Below are 14,648 nucleotides of genomic sequence, written 5' to 3' on the forward strand. Positions count from 1 at the left end.
ATATTCGGTGGACTGGCCTTGCTGACACCACGTCAGTCGAAGCCAAGCTCCTGCAATTTGCGCGTGATGGTGTTTCGGCCGATACCCAGGCGCGTTGCCGCCTCGACACGGCGCCCGCGCGTGACACCAAGCGCAGCCTCCAGAATTGCCTTCTCGAAGCGACGCGTAAGCGCGTCCATCACGTCAGGTTGGCCCGCTTCGAGCATGGCCTTGGCCTCGCCGGCGAGCGCACGCTCCCAGCCTGCGGCGATGGATGCGCCCACTGAAGTCGTCGAAAGCAACGCATCGACCGACGGCGTAACACCGTACGGTTCGCCACCATGCGAGGGCTCGCCGATGAAGGCCGGGCGCGCCTGGGCATCGCCCATGGCAGGCAGCATCTGCGCGTTGCCCCGCACCAGATCGGCGGGCAGATCCTTGCTTTCAATGGTCTGCGCCGGCGCCATCACGGTCAGCCAGTTGCAGAGGTTTTCCAGTTGCCGCACGTTGCCCGGGAACGGCAGCGTGGCGATATGCGCCAGCGCATCGTCCGACATGCGCTTGGGCTCCACGCCCAGCTCCTTGGCGCTCTTCTGCAGGAAATGGCGCGCCAGCAGCGTGATGTCTTCCGGGCGTTCGCGCAGCGCCGGCAAGCGCAGACGGATCACGTTCAGGCGGTGAAACAAGTCCTCGCGGAACAAGCCGTCCTTGACGCGCGTTTCAAGATTCTGGTGCGTGGCCGCAATGACGCGCACGTTGGCCTTGAGCGGGTTGTGACCGCCCACGCGATAGAAGTGTCCGTCCGACAGCACGCGCAGCAACCGCGTCTGCAGATCGAACGGCATGTCGCCGATTTCATCGAGGAACAGCGTGCCGCCCTCGGCTTGCTCGAAGCGCCCGCGGCGCATGGTCTGCGCGCCCGTGAAGGCGCCACGCTCGTGACCGAATAGTTCGGATTCCAGCAGATCTTTCGGAATCGCCGCCGTATTCAGCGCGATAAAGGGACCGCTCGCACGCGGGCTGTGCTTATGCAGCGCCCGGGCCACCAGCTCTTTACCCGTGCCGGATTCGCCGGTGATCAGCACCGTCACGTTGGACTGCGACAACCGCCCAATCGCGCGGAACACGTCCTGCATGGCCGGCGCCTGCCCGAGAATCTCAGGCGCGTCGCTCAGGCGGTCGTCGATTTCCTCCTCGCGCAGGCTCTCTTCCAGCGCTCGGCGGATCAGCTCGACCGCGCGATCCACGTCGAACGGCTTGGCCAGGTATTCAAACGCGCCGCCCTGGAACGCCGCCACAGCGCTGTCCAGGTCCGAATACGCGGTCATGATGATGACCGGCAGCCCCGGGTGCTTGGCCTTGATGGCCTGCAGCAGATCCAGCCCCGAGCCGCCCGGCATGCGGACGTCTGAGATCAGGACTTGCGGCGTTTCTTCGTCGAGCGCATTGAGCGCGTCGCGCACGTTGGTAAAGCTGCGCGAGAGCAGGCTCTCACGCGCCAGCGCCTTCTCAAGGACCCAGCGGATGGATTGATCGTCGTCGACTATCCAGATTGGCTTCATGTGTTGGTTCGTCTGCTTGACTTCGTCTCGCCTGGGCCGTCTCGCGCTGCGTTGTTGAAGCTGCGACGCTTCAGTGCAGCGGCACGAGAATGCGGAAATCCGTTTGACCCGGCCTGCTCTCGCATTCGATCAGACCATCGTGCTGCTGCACGAACGTCTGCGCGAGTGTCAGGCCCAGCCCACTTCCCCCCTCCCTTCCGGACACCAGCGGGAAGAAGATTCGCTCGCGGATGTCGTCCGGGATACCAGGACCGTTGTCCACTACATGCAAGTCCAATGCCAGCTTGTAAAGACGTTTTGCAATCGTAACTTTGCGTGCGACGCGTGTGCGCAGAATGATCTCGCCATCGCCCTGCGCAATGCGAGGGCCCAGCGCATGCGCAGCGTTGTGGACGATGTTGAGCACGGCCTGGATGAGCTGCTCCTTGTCGCCTCGAAACTCCGGCAGGCTCGCGTCGTAGTCGCGCACGATCCGCAAACCCTGCGGAAACTCCGCCAGCACCACCGAACGCACGCGCTCCAGCACCTCGTGGATGTTCACATCGCCCACGATATGTGGATGCCGGTGCGGTTCCAGCAGGCGGTCGACCAGCGTCTGCAACCGGTCGGATTCCTTGATGATCACCTGCGTGTACTCGCGCAGCGAGCGCTCCGGCAGCTCAAACTCCAGCAACTGCGCGGCGCCGCGAATGCCGCCCAACGGGTTCTTGATCTCGTGCGCAAGGTTGCGGATCAGTTCTTTGTTGGCGGAGGTCAGGTCGAGCAGACGCTCTTCACGCTCGCTGCGGATCTTCTGCTCATTGGGCAGAAGCTCAAGCAGCACCGAGCCCGGCGCAAAGTCGAGCGCGCCCACGACGGCATGCGCATGCAGCGGCTCATGGCCCACCCGGTCGAGCGACACGTCGCGCCGCTTGGCGTCGAACTGGCGAGCTGCCACGGTGGCGATCATCTCGGCCAGCTCCGACGGATCGGCAAACAGCTCGTACAGCGACATCTCGACCAACTGGCGGCGGGACACGGCCAGTGCGGCTTCAGCGGCAGGATTGGCGTAGAAGATCGTCAGCGCCGGATGGCGGACGAACAGAATGGGATTGGGCACCGCGTCGAGCCCGGGGAACGATGGCGGTGCACCATGGGAAAACGGAATCGGCGGCGGCCCGTCGATGGGCTCGCCTACAGAGACCTCCAGCCCGACGGCGGAGGCTGACGGCGCGGATGGCGTCGTCTGTTCCTGTTCATCGCGGCGTGCCGCTTTGCGGATCAGTCGACGCATGGTTTATCTAGTCCTTGAGATTGCCCAACTCCCGGCGGATGGAATCGACATTGGCCTGGCTGCGCTCGATGTCGCCCTTCAACTGCGCGGTGCGGTCCAGATACTTCTGATAGTTACGTTCGTTGCCCTGGCGCTCGGGCTGACCGTTGTTGTATTCGGCCTTCAACGCCTGGAGCTTGCGCTCCTCGTCTGCCAGCTCGGCCTCCAGCACCTGGCGGCGCTCGCCGTCACGTGCCTTCTGCGTGGCGTTGTCCACGCGGGGGAAACCACCACCTGCATTGTTTTGCGCCGGTGCGGGTGCCGCTCCTGCACTGCGCGGGCTGCGCGTGCCGGGGACGGTCACCACATCTGGCAGCGTCAACTTCTTGCAGCCTTTCACATTGCCGCTGTTGCGGTACTCCGGCACGCCGTTCGGGCCGGTGCACAGATAGACATCATCAGCGTACGCGGGTGCCTGCACGGACAGCGTGGCAAACACCGCCGCGGCGGCGGCAAGCAGTCCGGATGCGATGCGTGGGGAAGGACGGAACATGAATGGAACCTGGCGGATACGTCGATCGGGCGCCGGAGTCCGGCGGACGCTCATTCTAGCCACAAAACTCCGCTTCATAAAAAGGAAGGGCGACCTGCGCCGCCCCCCCTCTCACAACCGTCTCTTCGCCCCGACATATCGCTCGGGGCGCTCGCAGATTACAGCGAGTAGTACATCTCGAACTCGAGCGGGTGCGTCGTCATGCGGAAGCGCGTGACTTCTTCCATCTTCAGTTCGATGTAGGCGTCCAGCATGGCGTTGGAGAACACACCACCGCGGGTCAGGAATTCGCGATCCTTGTCCAGGTACTCGAGAGCCTGATCCAGGCTCGAGCACACGGTCGGGATCTTTGCATCTTCTTCCGGCGGCAGGTCGTACAGGTTCTTGTCGGCGGCTTCGCCCGGGTGGATCTTGTTCTGCACGCCATCCAGACCGGCCATCAACAGAGCCGAGAAGCCCAGGTACGGGTTCATCAGCGGATCCGGGAAGCGCGTTTCGATACGACGGCCCTTCGGGTTCGCAACGTACGGAATACGGATCGAAGCCGAACGGTTGCGAGCCGAGTAAGCCAGCTTGACCGGAGCTTCAAAGCCCGGCACCAGACGCTTGTACGAGTTCGTGCCCGGGTTGGTGAGGGCGTTCAGCGCACGAGCGTGCTTGATGATGCCGCCGATGTAGTACAGCGCGAATTCCGACAGGCCAGCATAGCCGTTGCCTGCGAACAGGTTCTGGCCGTCCTTCCACACGGATTGGTGCACGTGCATGCCCGAACCGTTGTCGCCCACGACCGGCTTCGGCATGAACGTGGCGGTCTTGCCGTAGGTGTGTGCGACGTTCTGGATCACGTACTTTTGCAGTTGGGTCCAGTCGGCGCGCTGCACCAGCGTGCTGAACCTCGTGCCGATTTCGTTCTGGCCTTGGCCTGCCACTTCGTGGTGGTGCACTTCAACCGGAATGCCCAGCGATTCCAGGATCAGGCACATTTCCGAGCGCATGTCTTGGAACGTGTCGATCGGGGCAACCGGGAAGTAACCGCCCTTCTTGCCCGGACGGTGGCCCGAGTTGCCGTGTTCGAAGTCCTTGCCCGACGACCACGGAGCTTCTTCGGACTGGATCTTCACGAAGCAACCCTGCATGTCGATGTTCCAGGTCACGCCGTCGAAGATGAAGAACTCGGGTTCCGGACCGAAGTAGGCGGTGTCGCCCAGGCCGGTGCTCTTCAGGTAGGCTTCAGCGCGCTTGGCGATCGAGCGCGGGTCGCGATCGTAGCCCTTGCCGTCCGACGGCTCGACCACGTCGCAGGTCAGAACCAGGGTCGGCTCTTCGTAGAAAGGGTCGACGTGTGCGGTGTTTGCATCCGGCACCAGCAGCATGTCCGACGCTTCGATGCCCTTCCAGCCGGCGATCGACGAGCCGTCGAATGCGTGACCGCTTTCGAACTTGTCTTCGTCGAAGTGCGAAACGGGGACCGAGACGTGCTGCTCCTTACCCTTGGTATCTGTGAAGCGGAAATCGACGAACTTCACGTCGTTTTCCTTCACGAGCTTCATCACGTCTGCAATGCTTTGGGACATGCCATTCTCCTGGTAGCGCAATAACGCAAAGTATTGTGAGCCGGTTGTGTGACGGATCGCTGCGCATCGGCTGCAACTCCGCTTTCACTCCGAAACATCTTCTTTCCAGCAAGGTCGTCCGACAAACGGACGCCCCCGAAAAAGACCGCGGGAATCTTAGCAGAAACTATGCCAATTCCGGGCCGACAATGGGCAAGCACTCCCGCAAACAGTGCAGTGCCGCGCCAACCCATGTCTGACACGGTGCGCGCGCCCGGCGGTCCGGCCGAACCGCGCCCCGCCGAATCCCCCGTAGAGATGCCCGAGGCTGTTCAGGCAGCATAGTCAACGCACACGAAAGGTGCACAAAAACCTCATCAGCACAGTTTCAGTGCATATAGACACTGCGCGCACCGTTTCGGGGATTTCCGCCCGACCCATGTGACGGCAGCGCTAAAATGATTGTTTCCCATTTCACACGCTCAACCGCCATGACTGCCACCACGCTCACCCGCGAGTCCCTGCTCGAGGCCGCCGCCGCCCGCCGCGAGGCAGATCAGCTGCCTTACTTCGGCGCACTGTCGCCGCAAGAGGCTGCCGCATTGTTGGCCGCCGACCCGCAAGCGCGACTCGTGGACGTGCGCACGCGTGCCGAACTCGATTGGGTGGGCACGCCGGACATCTCCCCAAGTCAGTTCGTGCATGTGGAGTGGAATCAGTATCCAGGCGGCGTGCGCAACGCCAACTTCCTGAGCGCGCTGGAAGCCGCCGTGCCGAAGGACGTGCCGGTGTTGTTCCTATGCCGTAGCGCCGCGCGCTCCAAGCATGCAGCGGCGGCGGCCGCGCAGGCGGGCTATGCGGCAGCGATGGATGTGCTCGAAGGTTTTGAGGGCGCCAAAGACACCGAGGGCCATCGCAAGACCGTGGAAGGCTGGTGCTTCCGGGGCCTGCCCTGGCACGGCGCCTGAGGCACGCTGCTGAACGTCAGGACGTCGCGGGGGCGTCCGCCTCGAAGATCTCGCCGCCAAGCGCCAGCGCGCCCTCTCGCAGCACCGCATAGGCGCGCGTCACAGCCTCCGGTGAGCCCTTTACGCCCAGGTCGATGTGCGAGCGGGCATAGCGCTCGCCGCGCGCGGCATCGCCCACGCTGGGCAGGCTGAAGACCTTCACGCCATCGAACTCGGCTTCGACGCGCTCCATCAGCGGTGTGAGCCGCGACTCCGGCAAGCCGAACACCAGGAACGAGCGCTCTTCGCGCGGCGCGCGGTGAAATTGATCGGCGTAATAAGTGTCGAGCACCCACTCCATCATCGGCCACGCCATCACCGGAAAACCCGGCATGAAATGGTGATGCGCCACCGAGAAACCGGGGATGCGGTTGTAGCTGTTCGGGATGATGCGTGCGCCCTGCGGAAACTCGCCCATCTTGAAGCGGTGCTGGTTTTCGGGCGTGGAGACATCCGCCTTGACCGGGTCACCGTTGGCCGACTCGGAAATGCGCAACGTGATCTGCTCGCGCGCTTCCGGATGCAGCTCCAGCGGCACGCCCAGCGCAGCAGCTGCGCATTGGCGTGTGTGGTCATCGGGCGTCGCGCCGATACCGCCAGTGCAGAACACCACGTCGTCGGTGGCGAAGGTACGCTTGAGGACGCTGGTGATGCGCGCGGGTTGGTCGCCGACGTATTCCGCCCACTCCAACGCCAGGCCGCGCTCGCCGAGCACTTCGATCAGCTTGCGCAGGTGTTTGTCTTCGCGGCGACCGGAGAGAATCTCGTCGCCAATGATGATCATGCCGAAAGCCATGTCAGTTCCGATGGTTTCTGATTATTCGCGAGGCAATTCAATGGTAGTGACTTCGATCTCGCTGGCCTCGACCATGCGCGCAGGCGGCGCTTCAGCGCGAAGGCGTGTAAGCGCGCGCAAGCAGAAATGGCCGAACCACAGTGCCGAGAAAATGAAGATCAGTACGTACAGCCAGATGACGGCGATGGCGATAATCGGGAACAGCACAATTGTCACCACCGACGACACCCACAGCAGCGTTGGCGCCGAGCCCAGCATGCCCACCGCCACGCCAATGCCCAGGAGCGGCAGCCGGTAGCGCTGCATGATCGCGCGGCGCTCTTCGGCCGTTGCGTGGTCAGCCAGCGCGTCGTACGTCATCAAACGGTACGTGAGCCAACCCCACAGCAATGGGGGAATCAGTGCAAAAAACGGGGGGATCAGCCACAACGGCAGCGTGACGATCGCCACCAGAATGACCACCAGCGTGCATAGCAGCGCATGCATCAGACTGCCCAGCACCGTGCCGCCCTTGCGACGCTCAAGCTGCGGATAGCTGCGATCAAGAAAACGCATGACCACCGGCACCGACGCCACGCTCACCAGCACGAGAATCGACACGACAATCACCGGCACCAGCAAGGTGATCACCAGCAACGGCGCAATGGCCGACCACAACCCGGCCATGCCGATGGCGTTGAGGCCGCTCTTGATCCAGCCCATGAAGGCCCAGCCTTCCACGGCGTTGCGGGCCATGCCGTTCATGGCATCCCAGCCGAAATACAGCACTCCGCCCCAGACCACCACGGCCACGACGAAAGGCAGCACCGTCAGGAACAGCATGCGCGGATGCAGTTGCGAGAGCAGCGCGCGGCCAAATGAGCGAATCAGGTCGTTCATGCAGAAATCGGGAAATCAGGGAGCGAACAGCCTAGCACAGCGTGCAGAAATGACGCAGGCGCCGCCGCGCGAGAGCTTTATGCCCGGCCGAACAGGCGCTTGAGGCCGAGCCACTGCTGACGCAGCACGCCGCGCCCGTAGTCGCGCGAGCGCCCTTGCGGTGCGGGAAGTTGATCGCGGATGCCGGTGACGTGGTACTCCGGCGAGAAGATGGCGGTGCCGAACAGCATGTCCCACCAGGGGAACAGCACGCCAAAATTGCAGCCGCCCAGCACGCCAGGCTTGCCCGGCACCTCGTGCCCCAGCCCAATGGCGTGATGCAGCCGATGAAAGCGCGGCGAGATCAGCAGCCGGTCGCCGAGCCAGCCGAAATGCAGCCGCACGTTGGCGTGCTGCAAGCTTTGCAGCAACTGCGAAATGGCGACCAGCAGCACATACTGCGAGGGTTCCACCCCAATGACCAGCGCTGCGACGGCAAACACCGCGCCGCGCAGCACATCGTCGAGGATGTGGTTGCGGTCATCGGACCAGAGCGTCATCTGCTGCTGGCTGTGATGCAGCGAATGCAGGTTCCACCACCAGTGGAACTTGTGTGAAAAACGGTGATACCAGTAGTCGAGCAAGTCGAACAACACCAGATAAATCAAAAAGCTGACAACGGAAACTGACGTGACGCCCGGCCACCAGTCTTCCACATTCAGATGCGCCCAGCCCCAGAACCGCAGCTTGCCGTCGAGGTGGTCGATCAGCGGCTGCAGCGTGAAGAACAGCAGCAGCGGAAAGAATCCCAGGCGGTGGAACAGCGTGTAGAAAATGTCGGCATGCACAGCCTTGCGGTCTTGTACCGGTTCCACCGGGCGCCAGCGCTCCAGCGGGCGGAAGATCAACAGCAGCACTGCAATCTGCACCAGCCCCATCAGCAGCCATTCAGTGCCGGGGTAGGCATCTTCGACGTAACCACCCAGGCCGACCGCGTAAGTGATCGGCATCACGACGTGCTGAAACAGTACGTCCTGCGCTTGCGTGAAGGTGTCGGCGATCCAGTCGAACATGTCAGCGGGCCGCCGCGTGTGCCGGGTGAGCGGCAAACCAGGCTTGGTACTGCGGATGATCGCGCAGCGTGGCGAAGCAGAAACCCTTGTGCTCCAGGCCGGTGATCAGCGGCTCCAGATCCGCTGGTGCCCACGGATCCTTGCGCGACCAGATGCCCAGATGCGCCATGGTGATGTCGCCATCGCGCAAGTTGGACAGGGCCTTCTGTAGCAACGCGTCGTTCGGATAGCGCTCGGACGGCAACTCATCGCCCAGGAAACCGGCAGGCGCCCACGCGACGTGGGCAAACCCGCATTGCTTGGCCCAGGCCTCGGTCGTCGCCGAAAGGTGACCACCCGGCGCGCGCCACAGCGGGTCCATCGGCTGACCAGTCATGGCTTTGAAGCGCTCGGCGCTGTGTTTCAGTTCCGCACAGAATTCAGGCTCGCTCCACACGACGTTGCGGCCGCCCTGCTCGCCAAACTGCGGGCGGAAGCGGACCTTGCCCGCACCCGCCTCGCCCTTGTAGTAGACGTGATCGAAGGTGTGCGTACCGAAGGCGTGGCCGTCGGCAGCGAGTGATTTCCAATATGGAGCCCAGCCGTCATCCAGCGTGCTGTCGCCGTGGATGGTCTTCTCGTTGGCGAGGAAGAACGTAGCGTGGATGCGATGGCGGCGCAGCGTGTCGGCAATCAACTGCGCCTGGCTCATGCTACCGGTGTCGAACGTCAGGTAGACGGTGCCCTTGCACGCACCGGCATTCACACCACCGGGCGCAGCCGTGGCCAACGCGCACAGCCCCAGCGCCGCCGTGGCAGCGGCCGTACGTAACATCGACAGGCCGGATTTCATGGTAGTGATGCTCAAATCAGTGGAGCACGCGTGCGGAAGTAAATGCCGTGCGGCGAGCGCCCGACCTTGATCTCTTCCACGACCTTGCGGCTTGCCACGTCGACGATCGCCACGCGTTTGGCCCAGCGGCAGGTCACCCAAAGCTGCTTGCCGTCAGCGGTCAATTCCATGTCGTCGGGGCCAGGCGGCAGGCCAGTGATGTCGCCCACCTTGGTCAGCGTTTGCTGATCGATGATGCTGATCGTGCCCGACACGCGGTTCGACAGGAACAAGTGGCGCTTGTCGCCCAGCGCGCGGAAGTTGTGCGCGCCCTTGCCGGTCGGGATGCGCTTGACGCTGGTGCGGTTGTGCCAGTCGATCACTTCGACGTAATCGGCGCCGGTCATGCCAACCAGCAGGTATTTCTGATCGGTCGTGACCCACACCCCGGCCGGTGCGGAGCCAATGGTCATGCGCCACATCACGGTCTGCGTGGGCAGGTCGATGGCCATCACCTCGTTGGAATCCTGCAGGGTGATGAACGCGATCTTGCTGTCAGCGGTAAAAGCAATGTGGCTGGGCGTCTTGGCCGCAGGCACTTGCTTGGCGATGGTCAGCGCGTGACCGTCCCAGCGGTAAATATCAATGCGGTCCAGCCGGTTGCCGGTGGTCAGGAACCACTTCTGGTCCGGCGAGAAGCCGATCTGATAAGGATCGTCGATGCGCGGCACACGCTGCTGAATCTTGCCGGTCACGGGATCGAGGAACACCAGTTCGTTGCCGACCGCGTTGGCGACGATCAACGATTTTTCGTCCGGCGTGGCAATCAGGTGGTGCGGCTCCTTGCCGATGGGGAACGTCTCCAGCACCTTGCGGGTGTCCTTGTCGATCAAAGAGACGCTTGCGTCGCCCGAGTTGAGCACGGTGACGACTTCGGCACGCGCCGCATGCGCTGCCATCAAAGCAGCGGCCGACAGAACAAGCGTGGAAAACCAACGGGAGGCAAACGAGGCGCGCAAGGCAGACATATCGAGAAGATTCAGCAACTTAGCCAACCATTTTAACGCTCGCATTTACGCCGTCGCTGACACAAATCAAAAAAAGAAAACGGGAACTTTCCGCGCTCCCACCAACGCATTGCAGCTATCGCTGCATTGATTCCCACACCTTCTGAAGCCGCTTGACCGACATCGGCACCGGCGTGCGCAACTCCTGCGCAAACAGGGCGATGCGCAACTCCTCCAGCATCCAGCGGAATTCCTCCATGTGTGGATCATTGCCGCCCTGCCCTTGCACGCGCAGGGCCTTTTCCGCGCGTTGGTATTGCTGGACGAGCGGCGCCATCTCCTGCATGCGCTGGGTGTCACGCGTCGGGTCAGCCTTGAGCTTGTCGATGCGCAGCGCGATGCCCTTCAGGTAACGCGGAAAGTGCGTCAACTGCGCGTACGGCGTCGCCTCGATAAAGCGCTTGTGCATCAGCGTCTTGAGCTGCGCGTCGATATCGGCGGTGGCGGCGGCAAACGGCTTGGCAATCTGCAGCTTGCGCGGCAGTTGCGCATATTCGGCCAGGATGGCGCCCACCAGCCGCGCGATCTCCTGCGCCAGCAACGTCAGGCGCGCGCGGCTTTCGTCCTTGCGGGCACCGAAGCTGGCGTCATCGGTCGGCAGCGGGTCTTGCAGGCAGGCGCGCTCCAGCGTGGCATCCAGGATCTGGTCGCGCAGATCGTCCTGCGTGCCCAGGTTCATGAACTGGATTGCCATCTGCGACAGGCCCGGGATGTTCTTTTCCAGATACTTCAACGGCTCGCGCAGTTGGATTGCGAACAACCGCCGCAAGCCTAGGCGATGGATGCGCGTGGCTTCGGCCGGATCGTCAAAGACTTCCACATCGCAGTGGTCACCCGCATCGACGAGTGCGGGATAGCCGAACAGCGTCTGGCTGCCTTTGCGAACTTCCAGCAGCTCCGGCAGCTCGCCGAAATTCCAGGTGGTCAGGCCCGAGTACAGCGCGGCGTTTGCCGGAGCTTCAGACTTGCCTGCCTTGCCGGGCTTGGCGCCCTCGTTCTGGGCTCCAGCCACGGCAGCGTCCTGCGCGGCGATCGACTGGAATGTCTGCTGCGCGCGTCCGCCCAGTTCCGCGCGCAACTGGGCCAGATTGCGGCCCATGTCGAGCTGGCGGCCGTGCTCGTCGATCACTTTGAAATTCATGAAGTGATGCGCGGGCAGCGTTTCGAGCTTGAAGTCGGCGCGCTTGAGCGCAATGCCGGTCTGCTCGCGCACGTCGGCGATCAAGCGGTCGAGCAGCTCGCCATCCCCCAACCGCACGCGCAAGACGAATCCGGCGGCGTAATCCGGCAGCGGCACGCAATGGCGGCGCAGCTTTTGCGGCAGGCTTTTCAGGAGCAGATGCACCTTCTCCTTGAGCATGCCCGGCACCAGCCATTCGGTGCGTTGCGCGGGCACCTGGTTGAGCGCGTACAGCGGCACCGTGAGCGTTACGCCGTCACGCGGGCTGCCGGGCTCGAAGTGGTACGTCAACCCCATGTCGATGCCGGCAATCGGCAGCACCTTCGGGAATAGGTCGGTCGTGATGCCAGCCGCTTCGTGCCGCATCAGGTCATCGCGATTCAGGTACAGCAGCTTCTGGCCACTCTTGCCGCTTGCGTTGGCGGCTTCGGCGTACCAGCGCTCGAACGAGACAGTGTTGTAGATGTCCGCCGGAATCTGACTGTCGTAGAAGGCGTAGATCAGCTCGTCGTCCACCAGCACGTCTTGCCGACGTGACTTGTGCTCGAGGTTTTCGATCTCGCGCACCAGGCGCTGGTTGTGCGTGAAGAACGGCAGGCGCGTTTCGAATTCGCCATCGACTAGTGCGCGGCGGATGAACATCTCGCGCGCTTCCTTCGGCTGCATTGGTCCGAAGTGCACGCGGCGCTGCTGATAGATCGGCAGGCCGTACAGCGTGCCGCGCTCGAAGGCCATTACCTGGCCGGCCTTCTTTTCCCAGTGCGGATCGCTCCACGACACCTTCAACAGGTGCGCGCCCACCTTCTCCACCCATTCCGGCTCGATGCGCGCCAGCGTGCGCCCAAACAGGCGGCTGGTCTCGACCAACTCGCCTGCCACGACCCACTTGCCAGCCTTGCGCGCAATGACTGAACCCGGCCACAGGAAGAACTTGATGCCGCGTGCGCCGAGGTATTCGCGGCCTTTCCCATCCGCCTCCTCGATGCGCACACCGATGTTGCCGAGCAAGCCCGTCAGCAACGCCAGGTGCAACTGCTCATAGGTCGGATCGGAGTCATTGAGCTTCCAGCCCTGCTCCGCCACCGTGGTGTGCAGTTGCGAATGCACGTCGCGCCACTCACGCAGCCGCACATGCGACAGGAAATGCGTGCGGCACTGGTCTTGCAGCTGCTTGTTCGACTTCTTGTGCGCGACGGCCTCTTCAAACCACTTCCACAGCTTCACCCAGCCCAGGAACTCCGATTTCTCATCGGCGAACTGGCGATGCGCTTGATCCGCCTGCTGCTGCAGTTCTTGCGGGCGCTCCCGTGGGTCTTGCACGGACAAGGCGCTCGCGATGATCAGCATCTCGCGCAGGCACTGATAGTCGCGGCCAGCCAGAATCATCCGCGCCACACGCGGGTCCAGCGGCAGCCGGGCGACCTGCTTGCCCAGCGGGGTCAGCGCGTTTTCATCGTCGACGGCACCGAGTTCTTGCAGGAGTTGGTAGCCGTCGGCAATCGCACGGCCCAGCGGCGGCTCGATGAAGGGAAACTGTTCGACGTCCGTCAGCCGCAGCGCCTTCATACGCAAAATGACGGCGGCCAGCGACGAACGCAGGATTTCCGGATCGGTAAAACGCGGCCGCGCAATGAAATCCGCTTCTTCATACAAGCGGATGCAAACGCCATCGGCCACCCGGCCGCATCGACCGGCACGCTGGTTGGCCGCGGCTTGCGACACCGGTTCGATCTGCAGTTGCTCGACCTTGTTGCGATACGAATAGCGCTTGACGCGCGCCAGCCCCGTATCGACCACGTAGCGAATACCCGGCACCGTCAGCGAGGTCTCGGCCACGTTCGTCGCCAGCACGAGGCGCCGCGCGTTGGACGGCCGGAACACACGCTCCTGCTCCTGCACCGACAGCCGCGCAAACAGCGGCAGGATCTCGGTATGCGCTGGATGGTGCTTGCGCAGCGCCTCGGCCGCCTCGCGAATCTCGCGCTCGCCCGGCAGGAAGATCAGCACGTCGCCCGAGCCTTCGCGGGCAAGCTCATCCACCGCATCGACGAGCGCTTCGTAGAGATCGCGCTCCTTGTCCTTGTCGTCGCGCTGAATCGGGCGGTAGCGCACCTCGACCGGATACAACCGGCCGCTGACCTCGATAACGGGCGCTGGTCCCTTGGGGCCCGCGAAGTGCTCGGCAAACCGCTGCGCATCGATGGTCGCCGAGGTAATGATCACCTTCAGGTCGGGCCGGCGCGGCAGAAGCTGTTTGAGATAGCCGATCAGGAAATCGATGTTGAGGCTGCGTTCGTGCGCCTCGTCGATGATGATCGTGTCGTAGGCGCGCAGCAGCGGATCGTTCTGCGTCTCAGCCAGCAAAATGCCGTCGGTCATCAGCTTGACCGACGCACCAGCCGACAGCGTGTCGTTGAAGCGCACCTGAAAGCCCACGTGCTCGCCCACCGGCGTGCCGATTTCCTGCGCGATGCGCTTGGCCGTAGACGTTGCTGCAATCCGGCGTGGCTGCGTATGGCCGATCAGCCCGGTGCCGCCCGCGCCAATGCCTCGCCCGATCGACAGGCAGATCTTCGGCAACTGCGTGGTCTTGCCCGAGCCGGTCTCGCCCGAGACGATCACCACCTGGTTGGCGGCGATGGCCTGGGCGATCTCGTCGCGCCGAGCCGACACGGGCAGCGCTTCGGGAAACGTGATCGGCGGGACGCGGTTGGCCCGCGCGCGGCGCGCCTCCAGCGCCGCGGCGAGTTCTTCCGGCGTGGGCTTTGGGCGGCGCTGCGGACGACCATTGCCTTCGGGCTTGCGCTCGGGCGGCGGCGTGTCTTTCGGCGATTTCGGGGAAGGCGCCGCCGGGCGTGGCCGGGGCGGCTGAGCGTGGGAATCTGACATCGGGCGGGATTATAATCCGCGCATCTTTCCTACGCCGGCCCGCGCCCCGTGCCGCTTTTCCTCCTCCG

11 protein-coding genes are annotated in these 14,648 nt (G+C 63.4%); 1 reads left to right on the forward strand and 10 read right to left on the reverse strand.

Annotation, left to right across the window (positions count from 1 at the left end; genetic code table 11):
• Window positions 1-32: 32 nt before the first annotated feature.
• From ntrC to M1D44_RS08505, 4 genes are all read right to left on the reverse strand, one after another.
• Window positions 33-1,541 carry a nitrogen regulation protein NR(I) gene (gene ntrC, locus M1D44_RS08490; RefSeq protein WP_024975938.1) on the reverse strand — a complete coding sequence of 503 codons (1,509 nt, stop codon included), beginning with the start codon at window positions 1,539-1,541 and terminating at the stop codon, window positions 33-35.
• A 70-nt stretch (window positions 1,542-1,611) separates the two neighbouring features.
• Entirely contained in the window at window positions 1,612-2,814 is a 1,203-nt protein-coding gene (glnL, locus tag M1D44_RS08495; protein WP_024975939.1) for a nitrogen regulation protein NR(II), read from the reverse strand.
• A gap of 7 nt (window positions 2,815-2,821) precedes the next feature.
• Window positions 2,822-3,346 carry a hypothetical protein gene (locus tag M1D44_RS08500; RefSeq protein ID WP_024975940.1) on the reverse strand — a complete coding sequence of 175 codons (525 nt, stop codon included), beginning with the start codon at window positions 3,344-3,346 and terminating at the stop codon, window positions 2,822-2,824.
• 158 nt (window positions 3,347-3,504) lie between these two features.
• Window positions 3,505-4,920, reverse strand: a complete 1,416-nt coding sequence (locus M1D44_RS08505; RefSeq protein WP_024975941.1) for a 3-hydroxylaminophenol mutase — start codon at window positions 4,918-4,920, stop codon at window positions 3,505-3,507.
• A 470-nt stretch (window positions 4,921-5,390) separates the two neighbouring features.
• Between M1D44_RS08505 and M1D44_RS08510 the strand changes: the two genes are divergently transcribed.
• Window positions 5,391-5,867, forward strand: a complete 477-nt coding sequence (locus M1D44_RS08510) for a rhodanese-like domain-containing protein (RefSeq protein ID WP_316853760.1) — start codon at window positions 5,391-5,393, stop codon at window positions 5,865-5,867.
• Window positions 5,868-5,883: 16 nt separating this feature from the next.
• Here the strand turns inward: M1D44_RS08510 and M1D44_RS08515 are convergent, their stop codons facing one another.
• The 6 genes from M1D44_RS08515 to hrpA all read right to left on the reverse strand — a co-directional run bounded on the left by M1D44_RS08515 (window position 5,884) and on the right by hrpA (window position 14,580).
• Window positions 5,884-6,702, reverse strand: a complete 819-nt coding sequence (locus tag M1D44_RS08515; protein WP_316853761.1) for a competence/damage-inducible protein A — start codon at window positions 6,700-6,702, stop codon at window positions 5,884-5,886.
• 21 nt (window positions 6,703-6,723) lie between these two features.
• Window positions 6,724-7,581, reverse strand: a complete 858-nt coding sequence (locus tag M1D44_RS08520; RefSeq protein ID WP_112185119.1) for an EI24 domain-containing protein — start codon at window positions 7,579-7,581, stop codon at window positions 6,724-6,726.
• A gap of 77 nt (window positions 7,582-7,658) precedes the next feature.
• Window positions 7,659-8,633, reverse strand: a complete 975-nt coding sequence (locus M1D44_RS08525; protein ID WP_316853762.1) for a sterol desaturase family protein — start codon at window positions 8,631-8,633, stop codon at window positions 7,659-7,661.
• Between the two features lies 1 nt (window position 8,634).
• Window positions 8,635-9,465 carry a polysaccharide deacetylase family protein gene (locus M1D44_RS08530; RefSeq protein WP_024975946.1) on the reverse strand — a complete coding sequence of 277 codons (831 nt, stop codon included), beginning with the start codon at window positions 9,463-9,465 and terminating at the stop codon, window positions 8,635-8,637.
• An 11-nt stretch (window positions 9,466-9,476) separates the two neighbouring features.
• On the reverse strand, window positions 9,477-10,472 hold the full coding sequence (locus tag M1D44_RS08535) for a YVTN family beta-propeller repeat protein (protein ID WP_024975947.1): 996 nt from the start codon (window positions 10,470-10,472) through the stop codon (window positions 9,477-9,479).
• Window positions 10,473-10,587: 115 nt separating this feature from the next.
• A complete protein-coding gene (hrpA, locus tag M1D44_RS08540; RefSeq protein WP_316853763.1) occupies window positions 10,588-14,580 on the reverse strand; it encodes an ATP-dependent RNA helicase HrpA in 3,993 nt (1,330 codons plus the stop codon).
• Between the last annotated feature and the right edge of the window lie 68 nt (window positions 14,581-14,648).

It is taken from the genome of Ralstonia sp. SA306 (genome assembly GCF_054792405.1).